The sequence below is a fragment of the Flavobacterium sp. genome (assembly GCF_027483985.1).
Taxonomy (GTDB): domain Bacteria; phylum Bacteroidota; class Bacteroidia; order Flavobacteriales; family Flavobacteriaceae; genus Flavobacterium.
Genome location: NZ_JAIXTJ010000052.1, coordinates 1 through 22,231, shown reverse-complemented (window position 1 = coordinate 22,231; position 22,231 = coordinate 1). Strand labels below are relative to the sequence as shown.

The following is a 22,231-nucleotide window of genomic DNA, read 5'->3' as shown; positions in this document are numbered from 1 at the left end:
AGGATTTTTATGTATGTTTAAGATTTTAACCACTACATTCTAAGTATAAAATTATCTTTATTTAAGCCCGAAGTATGATATTGCCAATTCAGTGTTACCACATCAGATAATACTTTTTTTAAAGTATTGAAGTCGTTTGGTTTTTTAATATAAATATTGGCACCATTAACAAATGTTTCTTCAATATGTTCTTCTGATGATGATGTCGAATAAATTGCTATGGCAATGTTTTCAAATTTCTTATCAGCCTTAATTTCGTGAAGGCACTCGATACCGTTTTTTTTAGGCATATTTAAATCCAAAAAAAGAACATTTGGCAGAATAGCATCTTCCGTATTTAAGTAATTCATCAATTCAACACCGTCATTATAGGTTTGCACTTTGGTATTAATTTTTAGTTCTTCAAAGGCATCACTAAAAAACAATCTATCATCTTCATCATCATCTGCAAGGATTATACGGATATATTCTTTTTCCATTGGTTGTAAATATTGGTTTAATTATAGGTTTTTTTCTCTTCTTTTTAATATAATTCTTTGAAATGCTGATGGTGTTATTCCGGTTGTGTTTTTAAATTGTGTACTTAAATGGGCAACACTTGAATAATTCAAATTATAGGCAATTTCGGTTAAAGTTAAGTCATTTGAAATAATCAACTGTTTGGCTAACTCAATTTTTTGTATGATTATGTAATTCTCGATAGAGGTATAGGTTACTTCTGAGAAAATGTTGGAAATATAACTGTAATTATAGTTTAATTTTTCAGATAAATAAATCGAACTTTTTACAGTAACATTATCTCTATTATTAATCATTTCAATTATGGCATCCTTAATTTTTTGAACAAAAATACTCTTTTGATTTTCTACAATCTCAATACCATTTTCATTTAGTTGCGCATTGATTTCCGTCATTCGTTCCTCTGAAAAGGTTTCTAATAATTCAATTTCACCAAATCCAATGGTTTTGTATTTTACTTGGTTTTTTGTCAAAAGTTGTTCTAAATGTATTTTTGCAATAGTATTGAAATCAAATTTTAAATAGAGTTTCATAGGCAGTTCATCGTTTTAAATAGTGGTAAAGTTAAACAAACTTTTACAAAAAAAAACCGTTCAAATAATTTTATTTGAACGGCTATCAATACCGATTATTGTGATTACATTAATCTCGATTATGTTTCTTTTTGTTTTTCCCCTTATGTTCACTTTTTTTGTGATGATTGTCATCATTGTTAACATAAATAACTCTGTTTCTTCTTACCGGACGGTAGTGTTTCATTTTATGTTTTTTGTGATAGACATAAGGAGTATTTCCACGATAATCTGTGAGATAAACAACTCTTGCTGCTCTTAAATTATAATTTCTGCATCGCGCTGGCAACACTTTAGCTCTAACCCAATTACTATTGGATAGATAAATGTACTGCTGCTTCGGTACATCATAGTACACATCGATTTCTGGCAAGTAATAATATTGAACAGCAACTCGATCTTCTGCAGCCCAAACTGGTGGCGTTCCCAAGTTTACAGTGACTGTTGTTTGTGCTTTTATACTCGCCGCAATCATTACTAATACGGATAACATTATAATCTTTTTCATAACTTCTATTTTTTTAATAATGATAAAGTACCGTTTGTGCTAGGTTAACTATAATTCTTACAGAAGAATTTAAAATTCTAGAAAGTATAACCTAATGTAAACTGAATTACTTGATTTTTATATCTTGGGTCAGTAGAATTTCCGTCACTATCAGATTGATTAATATCCCAACCTGCTCTTCCAGAAAGTACTAATTTGTTAAAGTTTAAATCGGCTCCAACCACAAAACCAAAGATGTTCTTTTTGTAGTTTTGGCTGTTGATGGCATCTTCTTGTGTACTCGATGATGAATTGTTAAACTCATTTTTAGTTTCTAATAAATAAGAAAATTGTGGACCAGCAACTAAGGTTAACATTGGTGCAGGTTTTACTTGCAATAACAACGGAATGTCTAAGAACGTACTTGTTCTATTGTAATCATAGCCAAAACCTAGTAAATTACCTGTTGCTTTAAATCCTTTTTGAGAATACATTACCTCAGGTTGAAATCCTAATACTTTTCCGAATGGAATAGACAAGAAACCACCAGCTGCAAAACCAGTTTTTCCTTCAGCTACAAAATCTTGTCCTTCTTCATCATAGACATTTGCAAAGTTTACACCGGCTTTCACACCAAATTTAAAAGAGTCTCTAGTATCTACTGAAACTGTCTCCTGACTAAAACCAATTGTTGCTGTTAGCATAGTTAAAATTAATGCTGCTTTTTTTACTTGAATTTTCATAGTTTATATATTTAAATGTTATGGTACAAAGATGCGATAGTATCCTTCGCGACGCGTTACAAGAATTTTCAATATTATTACAAGATTTTATGAAGATTTGGATTTGAATGCCATAAAAGCCTTTCAAATAGCGGTAAAGACCTAAATTATTACAGATTTTAGGTATTTAATTTAGGATGTTTGTATCTTTGTACAACAACTTTATAAATGACAACACAACAACTCCTTGAACAAATTCATCTAAAAAAATCCTTTCTATGTATTGGTTTAGATGTTGATTTAACTAAAATTCCACAGCATTTATTGGCACTTGAAGATCCAATTTTTGAATTTAATAAAGCAATAATTGATGCTACTCACGATTTATGCGTTTCCTACAAACCTAATACGGCTTTTTATGAAGCCTACGGAATTAAAGGTTGGCACTCTTTGCAAAAGACCATAAATTATATCAATGAGAAGTATCCTGAAATCTTCACCATTGCCGATGCCAAGCGTGGCGACATCGGAAACACTTCTTCAATGTATGCTAAAGCTTTTTTTGAAGATTTAAATTTTGATTCGGTTACGGTTGCTCCTTATATGGGGAAAGATTCCGTGGAACCGTTTTTGGCTTTTGAAAACAGACATACTATTATGTTAGCCTTGACGTCAAATGAAGGTGCTTTTGATTTTCAAACAAAAAATGTTGATGGTGAAGCTTTATATAAAACCGTAATAAAAACATCGACTACTTGGAAAAATGCTGAAAATCTTATGTATGTTGTTGGCGCAACCAAAGCAGAATATTTTGCCGAAATAAGAAAAATAATTCCAAACAGTTTTCTACTTGTGCCAGGAGTTGGTGCTCAAGGTGGCAGTTTAAGTGAAGTTTGCAAGTACGGAATGAGTGAAAATATCGGACTTTTAATAAATTCATCCCGAGGAATCCTATATGCTTCTAACGACATTGATTTTGCTGAAAAGGCTAGAGTAGAAGCATTAAAAATGCAAACTGAGATGGAAGTAATTTTAAAGAATAAATATTAATGTCAAAACGTGATTTTTTTAGAATAATAATTAAAATCTTCGGATTGTATAGCCTTGTACTTTCCATTTTTAGTGTTATACCACAAAATATTTCTAACGTCCTATTCAGTTTTGATGTTACAATGCTATTAATGATAACTGCATCTGTAATTATTTCTTGCGGATTATTTTTACTATTACTTTTTAAGACCGATGCAATTATCAACCTATTAAAATTAGATCAAGGTTTTGATGATGAATTTATAAATTTATCCAATTTCAATTCAGTAAACATTTTAAAACTTGCTATAGTAATCATAGGCGGCTTTTTAATTATTGATTACACACCAAGGTTTTTACTAGATGTTATAAATGTATTCAAATACAAAGTAAATTTTTCTACTATTGAAGGAAGTAGCGTTAGTTATTTTCATTTGTCATTGGAAGCAATAAATATAATAATAGGATTTTTGTTGGTAACAAATTATAAAATGCTATCTAAAATTATAGATACTAAAAATTGATCTCCTACACTATATATAAAAATGAAACCAGCGAAAAATGGGTAACTTTTGTGCATGGCGCAGGAGGAAGTTCTTCTATATGGTTCAAGCAAATCAGAGAGTTTCAAAAGCATTTTAATGTTTTACTATTAGATTTAAGAGGTCACGGCGATTCTTCAACTAAGTTTAAAAAGGCTTTCAAACAAAAATATACGTTCCAATCAATTGCTAATGATGTTCTCGAAGTTTTAGATCATTTACAAATAAAATCTTCCCATTTTGTAGGGATTTCTCTTGGAACAATTGTAATTCGACAATTGGCAGAAATGCATCCCAAAAGAGTGAAGAGTATGATTATGGGTGGCGCAATTCTTAAAATGAATTTTCGTTCTCAAATTTTAATGCGATTAGGAAATATATTCAAGTATGTTTTGCCTTATTTGGTGCTTTACAAGTTTTTTGCTTTCGTGATAATGCCAAATAAAAACCACAAACAATCACGATTATTGTTTATAAATGAAGCCAAAAAATTATATCAAAAAGAGTTCATAAGATGGTTTAAATTAACGGCCGAAATAAATCCGGTTTTAAAATGGTTCCGTCAACAAGAGCTAAATATTCCTACCTTTTATGTAATGGGTCAAGAAGATTATATGTTTTTGCCTTCAGTGAAAAAAGTGGTTGAAAAACATTACAAATCATCTAAATTATTTGTAATCGAAAACTGCGGACACGTGGTAAATGTTGAGCAACCTATCATTTTTAATAAAGAAGTAATCTCTTTTATCCAAAACAATTAAAAAGAAAAAGCCAACGCTTTCTCAAACATTGGCAATTTTTTTAACTAACCTAAACCAAACAAAATAATAAATCTTCATTTATTACGATGCAAATATCTAAAATTTTAGACTGGTAAATGTTAAGTTAATGTTATATCTATCTTATTGAAAACTAAATTTTTAACTTTACTTGTGGTTCAGTCTAATAGTTTAAAAATAAGTGTTTAAACTATTTTTTATCTTGCAAAGCAAATACTTTTTTCAATAAATCAGATGATCTTGAACTTAAATCAGTTCTGATGTTTTTCTCTTCGACTGCAACCATTTTGAAAACGCCTTCCATTGCTTTGTTGGTTGTATAATCGGTCAAATCAGGATTAACTTTTTTTACTAACGGAATCGCATTGTATTTATTGATGATGTTGGCCCAAACTTTATCGGCACCAACTTTAGCAAATGAATTTTTAATCACAGGATTAAATTTTGAGTACAAAGCTGTTGAGGTGGAACTTTGTAAATAAGTTGTTGCTGCGCTTTCATTTCCCATTAAAATATTTTTGGCATCGGTAAAAGTCATTCCTTTTATAGCGTCAACAAATATTGGAGTAGCTGTTTTTACAGCATCTTCTGCAGTTCGGTTAATGGCTTTTAATCCTTCATCTGCGAGACTTCCAAGCCCAATTTTTCGCAATCCTGAATCTACTTTTTTTAATTCTTCTGGCAGCAATATTTTTACCATTTCATTTTTATAGAATCCATCTACAGCAGTAAGCTTTGTTACTTGTTTTGTGATTCCGTTGTTCAAAGCTTCTTTCAAACCGCCAGCAATATCTATATTTCCTTGCTCTAAAACTCCAGGTAATTGATTTGCAATTTGTTGCATTTCAGCACAACTAGAAAAAGTAAATGCTGTAAAAGTTAGTAAGATTATTTTTTTCATAAATAGATGTTTTTTCTAATTTCATCAAATATAATGCCTCACAAACTAAATAATCATAAATAAATGATAAGATTGATTTTATATTTCTAAAATATACTGAAATTCAGTGTGTTATATTTTAAGTTGTAGCTTACTTTCTACTTGATTATCCTTCAATAATTTCTGTGTAATTAAATCGTATAAAAATTATTAAATTCGTAAATTGCACTCCTAAATTTGAATAAAAATTACAAATGGAACTACAAACGCCTTATATTCCTAAAAATAAAGTAAGAATTGTAACTGCTGCATCACTTTTTGATGGTCACGATGCTGCCATAAACATCATGCGAAGAATTATCCAAGCAACAGGTGTTGAGGTAATACATCTTGGTCACGATCGTAGTGTTGAAGAAGTTGTAAATACTGCCATTCAAGAAGATGCTAATGCCATAGCAATGACGTCTTATCAAGGTGGTCACAATGAGTATTTTAAGTATATGTATGATTTGCTGAAAGAAAAAGGAGCAGGTCACATTAGAATATTTGGCGGTGGTGGCGGAGTAATTCTTCCTTCAGAAATTTCGGAGCTGCACGAATATGGTATCGAACGAATTTATTCTCCAGATGATGGTCGCGCAATGGGTTTGCAAGGAATGATTAACGATTTAGTACAGCGTTCTGATTATCCTGTTGGCGACAAATTAGCCGATGAACTTTCGCATATTGAAGATAAAAATCCAACAGCTATTGCACGATTAATTTCGGCTGCAGAAAATTTTCCTGAAATTGCAAAAGCAGCATTTGATGAAATCCATAAGAAAAACGAAACTAATAAAATTCCAGTATTAGGAATCACAGGAACTGGTGGTGCTGGAAAATCATCGTTAGTTGATGAATTAGTGAGAAGATTTTTAATCGATTTTCCAGAAAAAACGATCGGATTAATTTCGGTTGATCCATCAAAACGTAAAACTGGTGGCGCACTTTTAGGCGATAGAATTCGTATGAATGCTATTAACAATCCTAGAGTTTATATGCGTTCGTTGGCAACTCGTCAGTCTAATTTGGCTTTATCTAAATATGTGAATGAAGCTATCGAAGTTTTGAAAGCTGCAAAATATGACATCATTATTTTAGAAACTTCTGGAATTGGTCAAAGTGATACTGAAATTATGGACCACTCTGATGTTTCGCTTTACGTAATGACGCCAGAATTTGGTGCTGCAACACAGTTAGAAAAAATCGATATGTTGGATTTTGCCGATTTGGTGGCTTTAAATAAATTTGACAAACGTGGAGCTTTAGATGCCATCCGTGATGTTAAAAAACAATACCAACGCAATCATAATTTATGGGATGTTGACACAGAAACAATGCCGATTTTCGGAACAATTGCTTCTCAATTCAACGATCCTGGAATGAACACGCTCTACAAATCAATAATGGATAAAATTGTTGAAAAAACTGGAGCCGATTTGCAATCGACTTTTGAAATTACGCGTGAAATGAGCGAGAAAATTTTCGTAATTCCACCACACAGAACGCGTTATTTATCTGAAATTGCTGAAAACAATAGAAAATACGATGAAACTGCTTTGACTCAAGTTGAAGTGGCTCAAAAATTATATGGAATATACAAAACAATAGAAACTGTTTTTGGAAGTAAGCCAACTTTAACAAAAGCTGGAATCGAAGAGACCATTTTACATTCAAAAGATGAAAGTAGAAATGAGTTTTTAAATCTATTAGTAAAAGAATTCGACCGAGTAAAAATGAATCTTGACCCATACAATTGGGAAATCGTTTTAACTTGGGACGAAAAAGTAAACAAATATAAAAATCCGATTTATAGTTTTAAAGTTCGTGATAAAGTCATTGAAATTAAAACACATAGCGAAAGTTTATCACATTCTCAAATTCCGAAAGTTGCCTTGCCTAAATACCAAGCTTGGGGTGATATTTTAAAATGGAATTTACAAGAAAATGTGCCTGGCGAATTTCCTTTTACCTCAGGATTATATCCATTTAAACGTGAAGGTGAAGATCCAAGTCGAATGTTTGCAGGTGAAGGTGGACCAGAACGTACTAACAAGCGTTTTCATTATGTATCTGCAGGATTACCAGCAAAACGTCTTTCAACGGCATTCGATTCTGTAACATTATACGGAAATGATCCACACGTTCGTCCAGATATTTATGGAAAAATAGGAAATGCCGGAGTTTCGATTTGTTGTTTAGATGACGCTAAAAAATTATATTCAGGTTTCGATTTAAGTCATCCTTTAACTTCAGTTTCGATGACGATAAATGGTCCAGCACCAATGTTGCTTGGATTCTTTATGAATGCAGCTATCGATCAAAATTGTGAAAAGTATATTATTGAAAATAATCTTCAAACAGAAGTTGAAGCACGAATCAATGAAATTTATAAGAAAAAAGGAACCATTAGACCAAAATATCAAGGTGAATTACCAGAAGGAAATAATGGTTTAGGATTGATGTTACTTGGTGTTACAGGTGATCAAGTGTTGCCTTTGGATGTTTATAATGATATCAAAATTAAAACATTAGCTCAAGTTCGTGGAACGGTTCAAGCTGATATTTTAAAAGAAGATCAAGCGCAAAATACTTGTATTTTCTCCACAGAATTTGCATTGCGATTGATGGGTGACGTTCAAGAATATTTCATCAAACAAAATGTTCGTAATTTTTATTCGGTTTCCATTTCAGGATATCACATTGCTGAAGCTGGTGCAAATCCGATTTCGCAATTGGCTTTTACATTAGCAAATGGTTTTACTTATGTGGAATATTACTTAAGTCGGGGAATGAACATCAACGATTTTGGACCAAATTTATCCTTCTTCTTCTCTAACGGAATTGATCCAGAATATGCAGTTATTGGTCGTGTTGCTCGTAAAATATGGGCAAAAGCATTGAAATTAAAATATGGCGCCAACGAAAGAGCTCAGATGTTAAAATATCATATTCAAACATCGGGTCGTTCGCTTCACGCGCAAGAAATTGATTTCAATGATATTCGTACAACATTGCAAGCTTTGTATGCTATTTATGATAATTGTAATTCGTTGCATACTAATGCCTATGACGAAGCAATTACGACACCAACAGAAGAATCAGTTCGTAGAGCAATGGCAATTCAGTTGATTATTAATAAAGAGTTAGGTTTAGCTAAAAACGAAAATCCAATTCAAGGTTCGTTCATCATTGAAGAATTAACCGATTTAGTAGAAGAAGCTGTTTTATTAGAATTTGATAGAATCACAGAACGTGGTGGAGTTCTTGGCGCAATGGAAACAATGTATCAAAGAAGTAAAATCCAAGAAGAAAGTTTGTATTATGAAACTTTGAAACACACAGGTGAATTTCCAATTATAGGTGTGAATACGTTTTTGAGTTCAAAAGGTTCGCCAACAGTGATTCCAGCAGAAGTAATTCGCGCTACCGAAGAAGAAAAACAATATCAAATAGATATGTTGTCTAATTTACACAAAACAAGTGGAGGTAAAGTGGCAGAACAAATCAACATCATTCAAGATGCTGCCATAAATAATCAAAATATTTTTGAAAAATTAATGGAAGCCACCAAAGTTTGTTCGTTAGGACAAATAACAAGTGCGTTATTTGAAGTTGGCGGACAATACAGAAGGAATATGTAATATTTTTAATATTATATTCGGTAGAGACGCGATTTATCGCGTCTCTTTTTTTTACAATAAATTTTCATTTATAAAAATTTATTCATTATTTAGCATAACAATATAACATTCAACGCCATGCAAAATAAATTTAAAAACAAATACCGCATTCCTTCTACGCGATTGCAAACCTGGGATTATTCCAGTAATGGTGCCTATTTCATTACTATCTGCACAAAAAACAGAGAACATTTTTTCGGTAATATTCAAAACGGAATTATGCAATTATCAGAAATTGGTATATTGGCGAAACAATATTGGATGGAAATACCCAACCATTTTCCGTTTATTGAATTGGGAAATTTTGTTGTAATGCCGAACCATGTTCATGGGATATTGATAATAAATAAAATTGACGATTTATTATTGTCCAAATCCGTAGAGACGCGATTTATCGCGTCTAACAATTGTCACGAAAATAACGAAAACAATGAGACGCGATTAATCGCGTCTAACATCAATGAAAATAATGAAAACAATGGAAACAATGAAAACAATGAGACGCGATTAATCGCGTCTCTACAGGAAAACCGTGGTGGATTTTCTGGTGAAAAAAATCCAATGTTGAACGGAAATATTTCCAAAATAATTCGTTGGTACAAAGGACGTTGTTCTTTTGAATGTAGAAAAATAAATTCCAATTTCGGATGGCAATCCCTATTCTATGACCATATAATTCGCAATTCAAAATCATTTGATATTATTCAAAATTATATCTTTGAAAATCCATTAAAATGGAAGAACGATAAATTTTATAAATAATATGAACGCAACTATAAAAACCTTTCCAGCCACAAAATTCATAGGTAAATGCCTTTCCTTTACATATGCAGATTATCGTGTATTTGAATTATGGAGTAGTTTTATGCCACGACGCAATGAAATTCAAAATGCAATTGGTTCTGAATTATATAATATTCAAATCAATCCTGAGGATTTCGATTTTCAACCTACTACGCCTTTTGTAAAATGGGCAGCAGTTGCCGTTTCAACATTTGAAAATATTCCTGATGAAATGCAAACCTTAGAGATTCCAGAAGGACTGTACGCCGTTTTTAACTACAAAGGCGATCAAAATAATGTGGCATCTTTTTTCAAATCAATTTATACAGAATGGCTTCCAAATGCAGATTATGAACTGGGAACGCATCCGCAATTTGAAATTCTAGGTGAGAAGTATAAAAATAATAGTCCAGAATCTGAAGAAGAAATTTGGATACCAATTAAAAGAAAAACCGAAGTTTGATAACTTCGGTTTTTTTATAGAAATTCGCCATCAACATAATACCAAGTATCGTTTTCGAAAATAAATCTTGAATGTTCGTGATGTATTTGTGCTTTTAAATGATGATCTAAATAATAGGCTTTGAAGGTTACTGTAGTTTCCGTTGAGAATAATACTTCCAACTTTAGCCATTGGTTGCTTTTACTCCAAGCTAGAATATCAGATTTTTTGTGAAATTTTCTTGTAGAAAGATGCGTTGTAGCAACTAAATAATCTGCATTTTGAGTGACATATGCCGAGTATCTTGAACGCATTAAAGCTTCGGCAGTTTTTGGTTTGTTAGTTCCTTTTAAAAAAGGTTGACAACAATTTTCAAAAGTTATAGTGCTGTTGCAATAACAACTAGTCATTTTTTGATTCATTAAATTTTCGAACCATAGCCTTTAGTTTTTCTTCACGAGCTACTTTTTTAGCCTTGGCTTTGTCTTGTTCTTTGTGTAATTTATCGTTATGTTTTTTGATGTTTCTTTCGTTATTTCTGCTCATAATTATACTATTTTATCAATTTTTAAATAACCAATATGTAGAACATCATCTTCTAATTCAGTTTCGTTTTTTCTAATGGCAATATCAAAATTATCTTTAAAAATGGGAGCTAAAATTTCTTTTACATTAAAAGCATCATCTACATCAATTCCGAATTTATCATCAATGTGAGAAGTTGCTCCTTTAAAAGTACAATGTTTATAGAAAGTTGTCTTTTTTGCAATTTTAGATGCTTCTGCTAAGGTTTCGCCAACAGCTAAAACTTTATAATGATATTCTTCAAATTCATTTTCTTTATAACCTCCAAGATTGATAAAAAATAAATTTTCAGCAGAAAAGATTGCTTTTCCTTTTGGTAGAATTTCAATTACAAAATCATCGACTTTAGTAACTTCTCGCCAAGCATCAATATGAATTCTGCCTTTAGCTTCGGGCCAAAATGCTTTCATACTCGGAATCAATTCTTTCAGTGATTGACCAATTCCAAAAAAAATATCGTGTTGCTCGGTAAATCTACCTTCTGGTCTACAGCCAAGCATAATCATATATAGTTTGTTATTTTCCATTGTTCAAAGGTACAATTTTTTATAAAATAAAAGTTTGGCACAACAATTGAATAAGGTTAAATATCATTAATCATTAAAAAATAGAAATCATGAGAAAAATTACTTTATTATTAGCATTTATCGGGATGATAAGTCTAAGCAGTTGTACCGTTAACGAGGTAAGAGATACACCAGTTGATAATGATACTATAAGCGAAGTTTTTGAAATCAATCGTTCGTTTACAGCTTCAAATAATTATAATAATTTTATTCAATTGCCTCATAGTATTTTCAGTTCAGATATGATCTTGATGTATAGATTAACAAGTACTTCTGGACCTGATGTTTGGAAAATACAGCCAGAAACGTACTTCTTTAATGACGGAACTTTAGATTTTGGTTACGATTTTGATTTTACTCAAGAGGATATACAATTATTTATGCGCGGAAACGACTTGGGTTCAGTACCAAGTAATTTTAGAATAAACCAAATATTCAGAATAGTTATTGTTCCTGGTTTTTTTGGAAAAAGTGCTTCAAATACTGTTGATTTAAACGATTACAATGCTGTGATAAAAGCTTATAATATCGATGATTCTAAAGTAACAGTATTAAAATAAAATAGATTTGGTTAGTCTATAGTTTGTTTGTTTGGACAGAGGTTGTGAGAAATTGCAGCCTCTTTTTTTATTCCTCATCTCTTGATGGTTTGTGTTCTTCAATATCTTTCGCTTTGTGCAATGAATATAAAACACCAGCCAAAAGTGATATCGCAATGAATAAAAGCGAACCCCATTCTGGTATGTGAATATAATCGTGTGCTAACATTTTTACACCTACAAAACTTAAAATGGCTATTAAACTATATTCTAAATAGCTGAATTTCTCCAACATATTGGCTAAGAAAAAATACATCGAACGCAATCCAAGAATCGCAAAAATATTTGAACTAAAAACAATAAACGGATCAGATGTAATGGCTAAAATTGCAGGAACGCTGTCTACTGCAAAGAGTACATCCATCACTTCAATAATTATAAGTGCCACAAATAATGGTGTTGCAGCCTTTCCTTTATTAGTTTTGATAAAAAATTTCTCTTTATCGTGTTCAGAGGTAATCGGAATAATTTTTCCTAAAGTTTTATAGACAAAAGAATCTTTTGGTTCAAAATCATCTTCCTCTTTTGAGAACAGCATTTTTGCAGCGGTAAATATCAAAAACGCACCAAACAGATACGTTGTCCAAGTAAATTTATTGATGATGATTACACCAAACGAAATCATTAATCCTCGAAAGATGATGGCGCCAAGAATTCCCCAAAACAAAACTCTATGTTGGTATTTTTGTGGAATTTTAAAGGAAGCAAAGATTACCGCAATTACAAAGATGTTATCTACACTTAAAGATAATTCTATTAAATATCCGGTTATGAATTTTAGTGCAGCGCCAGTTTGGGTTAATTCGGTTGGGTTTTTGATGTAATCTGTTCCGTAAAGCCAATAAATTACGCCCGAGAATAAAAAAGAAACAGTTACCCAAATGGCAGTCCATTTGCTAGCTTCTTTTGTACTAATAATATGTGGCGTTTTATTAAAAACACCCAAGTCTAAAGCTAAAATTATAAAAACTAACGCGAAAAATAATATCCAAACCATTGTACTTGTTTTAAGTGTTGCAAAGATAACATTATAAAATTCCAAATAACAAAAAACGAATTCCAAAAAGTTAATTCTAATAGCAAGACGGTTTTTTATCTATTTAATTCGAATTTGGATTACAAAATTTGCAATTTATTAATTTTACCCCTAAAAAAATAGGGTATAATTATTTTTGAATCAAAATATTGTTATATTTGCATCAAAATAATAGGGTATAACTTTTTAAAACTATTTTTATGTCAACTTTACGTTTCCAAGCATTAAAAGATGCATCAGGCAGAAAGCCAGTAAAATTTGAAGAAGCAGGAAGAAAATCAGATCTTTTTGGTTCAAATGTTTTTAATGATAAAGCAATGAAGCAGTATTTAACTTCAGATGCTTATAAAGGAGTGAAAGATGCAGTCCAACACGGAACGAAAATTGATAGAAAATTAGCCGATTATATCGCAATGGGTATGAAAGAGTGGGCACTTTCTAAAGGTGTGACTCATTATACTCACTGGTTTCAACCTTTAACTGGTACAACAGCTGAGAAACACGATGCCTTTTTTGAAACTTCTTATGATGGTTCAGATGCAGTAGAAAAATTTGGTGGAGGTCAATTAGTACAACAAGAACCAGACGCTTCTTCTTTCCCAAATGGTGGAATTAGAAACACCTTCGAAGCTCGTGGATATACTGCTTGGGATCCAACTTCTCCAGCATTTATTTTCGGTACAACTTTATGTATTCCAACAGTATTCATTTCTTATACAGGTGAAGCTTTAGATTATAAAACACCACTTTTACGTGCTTTAAATGCAGTTGATGAAGCAGCAACTGAAGTATGTAAATATTTTGATAAGAATGTTAAAAAAGTAACCGCTACTTTAGGTTGGGAACAAGAATATTTCTTGATTGATTCTTCTTTAGCAAATTCACGTCCCGATTTAGTGATGACTGGAAGAACATTACTTGGTCATACTTCTGCAAAAGGACAACAATTAGACGATCATTATTTTGGTTCTATTCCTTCTCGTGCTCTTAATTATATGAGAGAATTAGAAGAAGAATGTATGTTATTGGGAATTCCGGTAAAAACACGTCATAATGAAGTAGCTCCAAATCAATTTGAGTTAGCACCAATTTTTGAAGAAACTAATTTAGCCGTAGACCACAACTCTTTATTAATGGATGTAATGTCTAAAGTAGGAGAACGTCACGATTTTAAAGTGCTATTTCACGAAAAACCTTTTAAAGGAGTAAATGGTTCTGGAAAACATAACAACTGGTCATTGGCTACAGATACTGGAGTAAATTTACTTTCACCAAGTAAAACGCCAATGAGCAATTTACAATTCTTGTCTTTCTTTATTAATACAATTAAAGCGGTAAATGAATATGAAGAATTACTTCGTGCAGCTATTGCAACGGCAAGTAATGACCATAGATTGGGTGCAAATGAAGCGCCACCAGCAATTATCTCTGTTTTCATTGGAGAACAATTGACCAAAGTTTTAGCAGAATTAGAAGGTGTTTCTAATGGAAAATTATCACCAGAAGAAAAAACCGATTTAAAACTAAATGTTGTGGGTAAAATTCCAGACGTAATGTTGGACAATACCGATAGAAATAGAACATCACCATTTGCTTTCACAGGAAATAAATTTGAATTTAGAGCCGTTGGTTCTTCTGCAAATTGTGCTAATGCAATGACAACTTTAAATTCAATCGTTGCAAAACAATTGAAAGAATTCAAAAAAGAAGTAGATTCTTTAATTGAGAAAAAAGATTTAAAGAAAGACGAAGCAATCTTTAATGTATTGAGAGAATACATCAAAGAAACTAAAAATATTCTTTTTGAAGGCGATGGATATAGTGATGCTTGGGAAAAAGAAGCTAAAAAACGTGGCTTGAGTAATCACAAAACTACTCCTGCTGCTTTGAAAGCTAAAGTGTCTCAAAAAGCGTTAGATTTATTCAAAGATTTAAATGTGATGAACCACGTTGAGGTAGAAGCACGTTACGAAATTGAATTAGAAGAATACACTAAAAAAATCCAAATTGAAGGTCGTGTTTTAGGCGATATTGCCCGTAATCACGTGATTCCAACAGCTATTCGTTACCAAAATACTTTAATTGAAAACGTTCGTGGATTAAAAGATATTTTTGGAAAAGAGTTTGAAAATATTGCAAAAGAGCAAATCACAATTATCAAAGAAATATCAGCGCATATTGAAGGAATTAATTCTAATGTTGATGCTATGACAGAAGCTCGTAAAAAAGCAAATGCACTAACTGATGCTCAAAAAATGGCAGAATCTTATTGCGATAAAGTGAAACCTTATTTTGATGTAATTAGAGAACACTGTGATAAATTAGAACTTTTAGTTGATGACGAAATTTGGACATTAACTAAATACAGAGAGTTATTATTTACGAGATAGTTTTTTTTAAGAGAATAGAAAATAGAATAAAGAGAATAGATAAAACCTGTTAAGAAATTAGCAGGTTTTTTTGTGGAACAACTTTTGCATTCTACAATTAATTTTGTTTAAATTCGTTATATGAATATGACTAAAATTTTACGATTTGCAGTACTGCTAGTTTCATTTCAATGGGTAAGTGCTCAAGAACAGTTTGTTGTTTATTTTGATAATAATAAATTTGACCTAAATAAAACAGAACAAGCTAAACTTGATAAATGGATACTAGAAAATAAAACCTCAAAAATTCTTTCAATCACTGGTTCCACTGATGAGGTTGGTTCGTCTGGATTTAATGACACGCTTTCTTTAAAACGTGTAAATTCTATTTATGCAAAAGTTAATGGAAAATTGAAAATTCGAGAAGATTTTAAAACTATTAGCTTAGGTGAAAAAGGCGCCACTTCTACAATTAAAGCTGAAAATCGAAAAGCAATAATTCACTACATACTCGAAAAAGATTTAGCTCGTGAAAACGAAATATTAGGAATTAAGCCCAAAGTTGTGGTCGAAGAGGAAACTGTGCCAATTGAGGAAGAAGCGATGAATTTTCCCGAAGGTGCAACGCTTTTAGATAAGATAAATCTTTCTACAAAAGGAACTTTGATTCGACTAGAAGATATTAATTTTCACGTTAATACGTTTGCAATAATTCCTTCTTCTAAAAGAGCTATCGATGAATTGATTTTGGTTATGAATAAATTTCCGAAGCTAAAAATTGAAATTCAAGGACACATTTGTTGTGTACAAAAAGATGCAAGAAATCTTTCGTTGGATAGAGCTAAGCAAGTAAGAAGAATTTTGATATCAGAAGGAATTGCAGATGCTAGGGTTAAGGTCAAAGGATTTGGTGTTTCCAAACCCAAGTTCGCCATTCCGGAGAAAAGCGAATTTGAAGCAGCCAGAAACAGAAGAGTTGAGATAATGGTTTTAGACAAATAATATTATGAAAAAGTATCTATTTCTTATAATATTCTTTCCCTTTTTTGCACAAGCACAAGAGAAACTTAACGTATATTTTGATTTCGATAAGTTCAATCTTAATGACGAAGCAGTAAAAAAAATCAATACTTGGATTGCAGAAGGTAAAAATTACCAAGTAATTAAGTTGTATGGTTTTTGCGATTGGAAAGGAACGAATTCTTATAATGATACACTTGCTTTAAAAAGAGTAAATGAAGTTTATAATTTTTTAAAAGAAAGCGGCATTGAAGTCAGGAAAGATATTGAGATTCGTGGATTTGGTGAAGATTTTGAACAATCTAAAAACCAAAGTGAGAATAGGAGAGTAACTATCATTTTTCAAGAAAAAAAGGAAGTTATTTTGGGCGAAAAAAATAAAGTACTTTCAAAAGAGCCTTTAAAGGATAAAGTAAAACTTGCTAAAAAAGGAGATTTAATAAAGCTAGATAATATTTATTTTTTCAATAATTCTGCTAAGATTGTACCAAAATCAGAGTCTGTTTTATATGAATTGTTATGTATTATGGAAGATAATCCGAAGTTGATTATTGAAATTCAAGGACATATATGTTGTAAATTAAATGATAAAGATGATCCTATTTCTGCGGCAAGAGCAAAGACGGTTTATAATTACTTGATTCGAAATAAAATTGATAGAAAGCGAATGACTTTCAAAGGTTACGGTGTTTCGAGACCTATTCATCCTATTCCAGAAAAAAATGCTCTTGAGGAAGACGAAAATCGTAGAGTTGAAATTTTAATTGTTGAAAATTAAAAATAAAAATGCTCTTCTGAAATCGGCTTTCTACAATCTTTGAATTATATTTGCGCAACAACATTTACCCTGAGCTTGTCGATGGGCAACTAACTACAACAAATGAGTTCTGATAATAGCCAACGCTACGCTTTGCGCGGAGTTTCTGCCTCTAAAGAAGATGTGCATAATGCCATCAAGAATATTGATAAAGGATTATTTCCAAAGGCATTTTGCAAAATTGTTCCCGATTATTTAACTAATGACGATGACTATTGTTTGATAATGCACGCCGATGGTGCTGGAACAAAATCGTCTTTGGCTTATATGTACTGGAAGGAAACTGGCGATATTTCGGTTTGGAAAGGCATTGCTCAAGACGCTTTAATAATGAATATTGATGATTTATTGTGCGTTGGTGCAACCGATAATATTTTGCTTTCATCTACCATCGGAAGAAATAAAAATTTGATTCCAGCCGAGGTAATTTCAGCAATTATCAACGGAACTGAAGAATTGATAGAGGAATTAAAATCGTTTGGTGTAACCATTCATTCTACTGGTGGTGAAACAGCTGATGTTGGAGATTTAGTTAGAACCATAATTGTTGATTCAACCGTAACAGCTCGAATGAAACGTAGCAAAGTTATCGATAATGCCAATATAAAGCCTGGTGATGTCATTGTAGGAATGGCAAGTTTTGGTCAAGCCAATTACGAAAAAAGTTACAATGGCGGAATGGGAAGCAACGGATTAACATCAGCACGACACGATGTTTTTGCGAATTATTTAGCAGAAAAATTTCCAGAGAGTTTTGATAGTGCAGTACCAAAAGATTTAGTGTATTCTGGTAACGTAAAATTGACCGATGCTGTTGAAAATGCTCCAATTGATGCCGGAAAATTAGTGCTGTCGCCAACGCGTACTTATGCGCCAATAATCAAAGCTATTTTAGATAAATATTCTCCTAACGACATTCATGGAATGGTACATTGTTCTGGTGGAGCACAAACTAAAGTATTACATTTTGTAGATAATGTGCACGTTATTAAAGATAATTTATTTCCTGTGCCACCCTTATTTCAATTAATTCAAGTGCAATCTAAAACCGATTGGAAAGAAATGTACCAAGTGTTCAATTGTGGTCATAGAATGGAAGTTTATGTACCTCAAGAAATTGCCAATGATATTATTGCTATTTCAAATTCTTTTGGTGTGGAAGCTCAAATTGTAGGTAGAGTAGAAGCAAGCGAAACAAAAAAACTTACTATAATAAGTGAGTATGGTAAGTTTGAGTATTAGTTTTTTAGGATATATTTTGAAAGGTAAGGTTGGTTTTATTTGTAAAAAATAGTCTTAATTGTTTGCTGATTTTGTTCGAATAATAGTTTATGATTTAAATTCAATTCCATTTAAATTCAAACCTTTATTCGTTCTTTTGCCTTTATATTCTTTCTTGCGAATTACTTTTTGGTAAACGCCTTTCCTGATTTCTTGCATTGATTCTGGACAATAATTGCAATTGGTTTCGATTACATTAACTTCGATTTTACCATTTGTATCGTTCCATATTCCTTTGTAACTATAAAATCCTCCATCACTGGCTGAATATAAAGTATCTTTTTTGTAAACAGAAATTGGGGATTTTTGGATAAAAACGCTATCTTTTTTGAATGTTATTTTGGTTTTATAAAACCATTTATATTGAGGTCGTTTTGGGTCAATAGCAACTTTTATTGCTTCGAAACCAATTAATGTTTTTCCATCAAATGAAATAGTATCGTGTTTTTTACAACCTGATAGAAATAAGATTGGAAAAAGGGACACAATTTTAAGTACAATTTTCATAAAAGCATCTTTAGAATATCCTATAAGGCTGTAACATTTGAATAATTACTTGTGAAAATAACAAAATTTCTTTTAATAAGAGTTCCTCTTTTTTCATAAAGCGCAATGGTTAATAAACAAAAGAGGCAATCATTACGATTGCCTCTTAAGTAACATTGTATTCTATTTAAAGAAATTATCTTTTAATAACGCGAATTGCTTTGCTATTATTGCCTTGAGATACAATTACATTGTATATACCAGCTTGATAAGATTCTCCTATAGTAACATTTTCAATATCTGTTAATGTTAATGTTCTGTTTTCAACAAGTTTTCCAACCATGTCATATACTACGATTGCTATAGTTTCATCAGCATTAGCTTTCACATTCAATTGGAATGATCCGTTGAATGGGTTAGGGTAGGAAGAAACTTCAAATCCAGTAAATGCATCAGTAGTTCTAGCGAAATTTGCATCTTTACCAACAGTACCGCTGAAACCTGGAGTTCTAAGTGAACATGTTGCACCATAAGGACCAAATTCTGGTTCGTTTGGTAACTTAACAGCTACTTGAACAGAATACATACCTGGCGTCAAAGTAGGGAAATTATTCAATGTAAATCGGTTACTACTTGTAGTATATGTCGTATCAAAATTAGCATTGAATAATCTAAATCTGTATTGAGTTGCTCCATTTACACCATCAGCAAAAATAAGCGTTGTGTTGCTTGGAACTGAATAGTTACCACACTGATTAGCTGAAATTTGAGTTGTTGGATGATTAGGAGTAACTATGTTACAAGCTACGTTGTAAGGCAAGAAAGTACCGTCAGTATTTCTTAAAGCAACTTCTACACTATAAGTTGTAGCATATAATATACCAACTAATTGGTTCATATTAAATTTATTGCTAGAGCTAGTGTATTCTTGTGGCAATCCAACTGCTTGTAATTGGTTGTTTAGTCTTGTAACTCTAAATCTGTAAGCAGTTACTACAGGTACAGGATTAGCCGTTACAAATTGACTAAATGATGTTAAAGTAGTTCCACACTGATTACCAATTGTGCTAACTGGGTTTGGAGTGCTCACATTACATGATGGTCCGTAAGGTTGCCACATGTTATCAAAGAAAACAGATACTTCAATTCTGTAAGTTGAATTGTAAGTTGTTCCTGGAACATTAGCTAAAGAAATGTTGTTTACAGATCTTTCTATAACAACAGGTGATCCAATTGGAGCATCAGTTGCGTCAACTTTAGTAATTCTATATCTATAGTTTGTTGCACCAGAAGCAAAATTAGCTGTAATTGTAGAATACCATCCAGAAAGTGTAGTACCACAAGTTGCAGCAGGTAAAGAACCTAATAGAATTCCTCTATTTTGACTTTCAAATGCACCTATATCTCTTCGTCCAGCGAAAACTGGATTTCCAAGTTGATCAGCAAACATATCATTAGCATTACCTTTGTTGATTGCAGGACTTGATGCTAGTAATGCATGTGTCAATGTAGTTCCGCCATTGTTAGCTAAGCTTGCTAATAATGGATTTACTGGTGTAGCGTTAGTTCCAACGATATCTCCAGTAGAAGCAACGAATGCCGCTGCTGAAGCTCTTCCAATTAAGTTAAATCCATTTGATACAAATGCACCAGTAGTAGAAGAAACATCTGAATCTGTTGAAGCTGTATTAGAAGCTACAATTGTATTTTTCAAAGCAGGTAAAGAAGAACTTGTATTTGCAATTCCACCACCCACAACAGCTGAGTTGTTAGCAATAGTTACAGCATTTAAAGTCAAACCAGCATTACTGAATATACCACCACCATTAGATGCAGAAGTGTTTCCAGAGATTGTTGTTGTATTTATTGTAGCAGAACCTGTTTTAACGTGAACTCCACCACCATTTCCAGCAGCACCAGTAGATACGTTATTTGTAATTGAAGATGAATTAACTATAGTGTTTCCACCGTTCACGAAGATACCACCACCACCAAAAGCAACACCATTACCTCTCGCAATGTTAGCATCAATTTTTACATTAGTTACAGTCATTGTACTTCCAGTTTGGTTCCATAAACCACCGCCTTCACGTCTTGCTTCATTTCCAGTCACAACACCACCAGTAATTGTAGTTGTTGTTACACCAGTAATATGTAATGCACCACCATTTCCTGGAGCAGGAGTTCCAGCACCACCATCAACATCATTATTAGTCATGTTGGTGTTTGAAATAGTCAATGTACCATTTACAACTTCGATAGCACCACCAGCTCTGTTTGCTGAGTTAGAATCTAAAGATGAATTAGTTACAGAAATACTTCCGTTCAAACCAAAGATACCTCCACCAGAACCTAAAGTTCCAGTAGCTCTGTTATTTGTAACAATAGCATTGCTGATATTTAATGTTCCAGCGTTGTTGAATAATCCAGCACCACCATCATCTGCTAAGTTTCCTAAAGCTAAATTGTTATTTACAGTGATATTAGACACATTCATTGTTCCAGAACCATTCCATAAAGCACCACCTTCTTGAGCTGCTAAATTGTCATTTGCAGTACCACCAATGATAGTTGCATTACCTGCACCAGTTATGTGGAATCCACCACCATTTCCTGGAGTAGCAGCAGTTGCACCTGAAGCAATTACTCCAGTATTGTTTGCATTTAAAATAACGTTAGTTAAATTAGTAGTTGAACCTGCAGCAGATTCGATACCACCACCAGCTCTATTTGAAATGTTTTGTGTAATTGATGTACCGTTTGCAGAGAAAGTCCCAGCAAAGTTGAATACACCACCACCAGAACCACCAGCAGTGATCGCTTTGTTAGAAGCAATAGAACCACCAGTTACATTAACAGTTCCTGCAGCGATATAAATACCACCACCACCATCAGTTGGAGCAGCAGCACCAAGTGAAATGTTAGAAGTGATTGCAGAATTATTATTTATTGTGATTGTACCATTTGTATTTGTGATACCACCACCTTTTAAGTT

The 22,231-nt window shown here is 32.4% G+C and carries 22 protein-coding genes; 11 read left to right on the top strand and 11 right to left on the bottom strand.

Annotation, left to right across the window (positions count from 1 at the left end; translation table 11 throughout):
• Positions 1-32 precede the first annotated feature (32 nt).
• The 4 genes from Q0050_RS13500 to Q0050_RS13485 form a co-directional block, all read right to left on the bottom strand.
• The gene (locus Q0050_RS13500; protein WP_298396864.1) at positions 33-479 is read right to left on the bottom strand and encodes a response regulator; all 447 of its coding nucleotides are present in this window, start codon (positions 477-479) and stop codon (positions 33-35) included.
• Positions 480-500: 21 nt separating this feature from the next.
• The gene (locus tag Q0050_RS13495; protein WP_298396862.1) at positions 501-1,052 is read right to left on the bottom strand and encodes an AraC family transcriptional regulator; all 552 of its coding nucleotides are present in this window, start codon (positions 1,050-1,052) and stop codon (positions 501-503) included.
• A 109-nt stretch (positions 1,053-1,161) separates the two neighbouring features.
• The gene (locus tag Q0050_RS13490) at positions 1,162-1,599 is read right to left on the bottom strand and encodes a hypothetical protein (protein ID WP_298396859.1); all 438 of its coding nucleotides are present in this window, start codon (positions 1,597-1,599) and stop codon (positions 1,162-1,164) included.
• A gap of 77 nt (positions 1,600-1,676) precedes the next feature.
• The gene (locus Q0050_RS13485; RefSeq protein WP_298396856.1) at positions 1,677-2,321 is read right to left on the bottom strand and encodes a porin family protein; all 645 of its coding nucleotides are present in this window, start codon (positions 2,319-2,321) and stop codon (positions 1,677-1,679) included.
• Between the two features lie 207 nt (positions 2,322-2,528).
• Here Q0050_RS13485 and pyrF point away from each other — a divergent pair, with 207 nt between their 5' ends.
• From pyrF to Q0050_RS13470, 3 genes are read left to right on the top strand one after another with little or no spacing between them, the layout of a single operon-like run.
• Positions 2,529-3,350, top strand: coding sequence for an orotidine-5'-phosphate decarboxylase (pyrF, locus tag Q0050_RS13480; protein WP_298396853.1), 822 nt, complete (start codon positions 2,529-2,531; stop codon positions 3,348-3,350).
• Positions 3,350-3,853: a hypothetical protein gene (locus tag Q0050_RS13475; protein WP_298396850.1), complete on the top strand. Its 504-nt coding sequence runs from the start codon at positions 3,350-3,352 to the stop codon at positions 3,851-3,853. Before pyrF ends, Q0050_RS13475 begins: the two co-directional genes overlap by 1 nt.
• Positions 3,850-4,632 (top strand): alpha/beta hydrolase, encoded by a 783-nt coding sequence (locus tag Q0050_RS13470; protein ID WP_298396848.1) that lies wholly within the window; start codon positions 3,850-3,852, stop codon positions 4,630-4,632. The genes Q0050_RS13475 and Q0050_RS13470 overlap by 4 nt, the downstream gene beginning before the upstream one ends.
• A 208-nt stretch (positions 4,633-4,840) precedes the next feature.
• On the opposite strand, the gene Q0050_RS13465 is transcribed toward Q0050_RS13470, so the two are convergent.
• The gene (locus Q0050_RS13465) at positions 4,841-5,551 is read right to left on the bottom strand and encodes a DUF4197 domain-containing protein (RefSeq protein ID WP_298396846.1); all 711 of its coding nucleotides are present in this window, start codon (positions 5,549-5,551) and stop codon (positions 4,841-4,843) included.
• A gap of 233 nt (positions 5,552-5,784) precedes the next feature.
• On the opposite strand from Q0050_RS13465, the gene Q0050_RS13460 reads away from it, so the two are divergent.
• The 3 genes from Q0050_RS13460 (at position 5,785) to Q0050_RS13450 (ending at position 10,498) form a co-directional block, all read left to right on the top strand.
• The gene (locus tag Q0050_RS13460; RefSeq protein WP_298396844.1) at positions 5,785-9,213 is read left to right on the top strand and encodes a methylmalonyl-CoA mutase family protein; all 3,429 of its coding nucleotides are present in this window, start codon (positions 5,785-5,787) and stop codon (positions 9,211-9,213) included.
• A gap of 117 nt (positions 9,214-9,330) precedes the next feature.
• Complete coding sequence (locus tag Q0050_RS13455) at positions 9,331-10,014, top strand: transposase (RefSeq protein ID WP_298396842.1); 684 nt, start codon at positions 9,331-9,333, stop codon at positions 10,012-10,014.
• 1 nt (position 10,015) lies between these two features.
• Positions 10,016-10,498 (top strand): GyrI-like domain-containing protein, encoded by a 483-nt coding sequence (locus tag Q0050_RS13450; RefSeq protein ID WP_298396840.1) that lies wholly within the window; start codon positions 10,016-10,018, stop codon positions 10,496-10,498.
• Between the two features lie 14 nt (positions 10,499-10,512).
• On the opposite strand, the gene Q0050_RS13445 is transcribed toward Q0050_RS13450, so the two are convergent.
• The 3 genes from Q0050_RS13445 to Q0050_RS13435 are packed head-to-tail and all read right to left on the bottom strand — an operon-like array spanning position 10,513 to position 11,589.
• Positions 10,513-10,887 (bottom strand): YchJ family metal-binding protein, encoded by a 375-nt coding sequence (locus Q0050_RS13445; protein ID WP_298396838.1) that lies wholly within the window; start codon positions 10,885-10,887, stop codon positions 10,513-10,515.
• Positions 10,880-11,023, bottom strand: a complete 144-nt coding sequence (locus tag Q0050_RS13440) for a hypothetical protein (RefSeq protein ID WP_298396835.1) — start codon at positions 11,021-11,023, stop codon at positions 10,880-10,882. Before Q0050_RS13440 ends, Q0050_RS13445 begins: the two co-directional genes overlap by 8 nt.
• Positions 11,024-11,025: 2 nt before the next feature.
• A complete protein-coding gene (locus Q0050_RS13435) occupies positions 11,026-11,589 on the bottom strand; it encodes a DUF1543 domain-containing protein (protein ID WP_298396832.1) in 564 nt (187 codons plus the stop codon).
• A gap of 89 nt (positions 11,590-11,678) precedes the next feature.
• Between Q0050_RS13435 and Q0050_RS13430 the strand changes: the two genes are divergently transcribed.
• The gene (locus Q0050_RS13430; protein ID WP_298396829.1) at positions 11,679-12,188 is read left to right on the top strand and encodes a hypothetical protein; all 510 of its coding nucleotides are present in this window, start codon (positions 11,679-11,681) and stop codon (positions 12,186-12,188) included.
• A gap of 67 nt (positions 12,189-12,255) precedes the next feature.
• On the opposite strand, the gene Q0050_RS13425 is transcribed toward Q0050_RS13430, so the two are convergent.
• Positions 12,256-13,224, bottom strand: a complete 969-nt coding sequence (locus tag Q0050_RS13425) for a TerC family protein (RefSeq protein WP_298396826.1) — start codon at positions 13,222-13,224, stop codon at positions 12,256-12,258.
• A gap of 239 nt (positions 13,225-13,463) precedes the next feature.
• Here Q0050_RS13425 and Q0050_RS13420 point away from each other — a divergent pair, with 239 nt between their 5' ends.
• The 4 genes from Q0050_RS13420 (at position 13,464) to Q0050_RS13405 (ending at position 18,711) form a co-directional block, all read left to right on the top strand.
• Positions 13,464-15,653 (top strand): glutamine synthetase III, encoded by a 2,190-nt coding sequence (locus Q0050_RS13420; protein ID WP_298396823.1) that lies wholly within the window; start codon positions 13,464-13,466, stop codon positions 15,651-15,653.
• A gap of 126 nt (positions 15,654-15,779) precedes the next feature.
• Positions 15,780-16,634 carry an OmpA family protein gene (locus Q0050_RS13415; RefSeq protein ID WP_298396819.1) on the top strand — a complete coding sequence of 285 codons (855 nt, stop codon included), beginning with the start codon at positions 15,780-15,782 and terminating at the stop codon, positions 16,632-16,634.
• A 4-nt stretch (positions 16,635-16,638) separates the two neighbouring features.
• Complete coding sequence (locus Q0050_RS13410) at positions 16,639-17,430, top strand: OmpA family protein (protein ID WP_298396817.1); 792 nt, start codon at positions 16,639-16,641, stop codon at positions 17,428-17,430.
• 102 nt (positions 17,431-17,532) lie between these two features.
• Positions 17,533-18,711: an AIR synthase related protein gene (locus Q0050_RS13405; RefSeq protein ID WP_298396815.1), complete on the top strand. Its 1,179-nt coding sequence runs from the start codon at positions 17,533-17,535 to the stop codon at positions 18,709-18,711.
• Between the two features lie 87 nt (positions 18,712-18,798).
• On the opposite strand, the gene Q0050_RS13400 is transcribed toward Q0050_RS13405, so the two are convergent.
• Positions 18,799-19,257: a hypothetical protein gene (locus tag Q0050_RS13400; protein ID WP_298396813.1), complete on the bottom strand. Its 459-nt coding sequence runs from the start codon at positions 19,255-19,257 to the stop codon at positions 18,799-18,801.
• Between the two features lie 175 nt (positions 19,258-19,432).
• Positions 19,433-22,231 (bottom strand): T9SS type A sorting domain-containing protein (locus tag Q0050_RS13395; RefSeq protein WP_298396810.1); only part of this gene is annotated, 2,799 nt, incomplete at its 5' end.

What these genes read in the sequence shown, in the direction of transcription:
- Q0050_RS13500 (WP_298396864.1), bottom strand. Translation starts at nt 479, where the DNA reads ATGGAAAAAGAATATATCCGTATAATCCTTGCAGATGATGATGAAGAT.
- Q0050_RS13495 (WP_298396862.1), bottom strand. Translation starts at nt 1,052, where the DNA reads ATGAAACTCTATTTAAAATTTGATTTCAATACTATTGCAAAAATACAT.
- Q0050_RS13490 (WP_298396859.1), bottom strand. Translation starts at nt 1,599, where the DNA reads ATGAAAAAGATTATAATGTTATCCGTATTAGTAATGATTGCGGCGAGT.
- Q0050_RS13485 (WP_298396856.1), bottom strand. Translation starts at nt 2,321, where the DNA reads ATGAAAATTCAAGTAAAAAAAGCAGCATTAATTTTAACTATGCTAACA.
- pyrF (WP_298396853.1), top strand. Translation starts at nt 2,529, where the DNA reads ATGACAACACAACAACTCCTTGAACAAATTCATCTAAAAAAATCCTTT.
- Q0050_RS13475 (WP_298396850.1), top strand. Translation starts at nt 3,350, where the DNA reads ATGTCAAAACGTGATTTTTTTAGAATAATAATTAAAATCTTCGGATTG.
- Q0050_RS13465 (WP_298396846.1), bottom strand. Translation starts at nt 5,551, where the DNA reads ATGAAAAAAATAATCTTACTAACTTTTACAGCATTTACTTTTTCTAGT.
- Q0050_RS13460 (WP_298396844.1), top strand. Translation starts at nt 5,785, where the DNA reads ATGGAACTACAAACGCCTTATATTCCTAAAAATAAAGTAAGAATTGTA.
- Q0050_RS13455 (WP_298396842.1), top strand. Translation starts at nt 9,331, where the DNA reads ATGCAAAATAAATTTAAAAACAAATACCGCATTCCTTCTACGCGATTG.
- Q0050_RS13450 (WP_298396840.1), top strand. Translation starts at nt 10,016, where the DNA reads ATGAACGCAACTATAAAAACCTTTCCAGCCACAAAATTCATAGGTAAA.
- Q0050_RS13445 (WP_298396838.1), bottom strand. Translation starts at nt 10,887, where the DNA reads ATGACTAGTTGTTATTGCAACAGCACTATAACTTTTGAAAATTGTTGT.
- Q0050_RS13440 (WP_298396835.1), bottom strand. Translation starts at nt 11,023, where the DNA reads ATGAGCAGAAATAACGAAAGAAACATCAAAAAACATAACGATAAATTA.
- Q0050_RS13435 (WP_298396832.1), bottom strand. Translation starts at nt 11,589, where the DNA reads ATGGAAAATAACAAACTATATATGATTATGCTTGGCTGTAGACCAGAA.
- Q0050_RS13430 (WP_298396829.1), top strand. Translation starts at nt 11,679, where the DNA reads ATGAGAAAAATTACTTTATTATTAGCATTTATCGGGATGATAAGTCTA.
- Q0050_RS13425 (WP_298396826.1), bottom strand. Translation starts at nt 13,224, where the DNA reads ATGGTTTGGATATTATTTTTCGCGTTAGTTTTTATAATTTTAGCTTTA.
- Q0050_RS13420 (WP_298396823.1), top strand. Translation starts at nt 13,464, where the DNA reads ATGTCAACTTTACGTTTCCAAGCATTAAAAGATGCATCAGGCAGAAAG.
- Q0050_RS13415 (WP_298396819.1), top strand. Translation starts at nt 15,780, where the DNA reads ATGACTAAAATTTTACGATTTGCAGTACTGCTAGTTTCATTTCAATGG.
- Q0050_RS13410 (WP_298396817.1), top strand. Translation starts at nt 16,639, where the DNA reads ATGAAAAAGTATCTATTTCTTATAATATTCTTTCCCTTTTTTGCACAA.
- Q0050_RS13405 (WP_298396815.1), top strand. Translation starts at nt 17,533, where the DNA reads ATGAGTTCTGATAATAGCCAACGCTACGCTTTGCGCGGAGTTTCTGCC.
- Q0050_RS13400 (WP_298396813.1), bottom strand. Translation starts at nt 19,257, where the DNA reads ATGAAAATTGTACTTAAAATTGTGTCCCTTTTTCCAATCTTATTTCTA.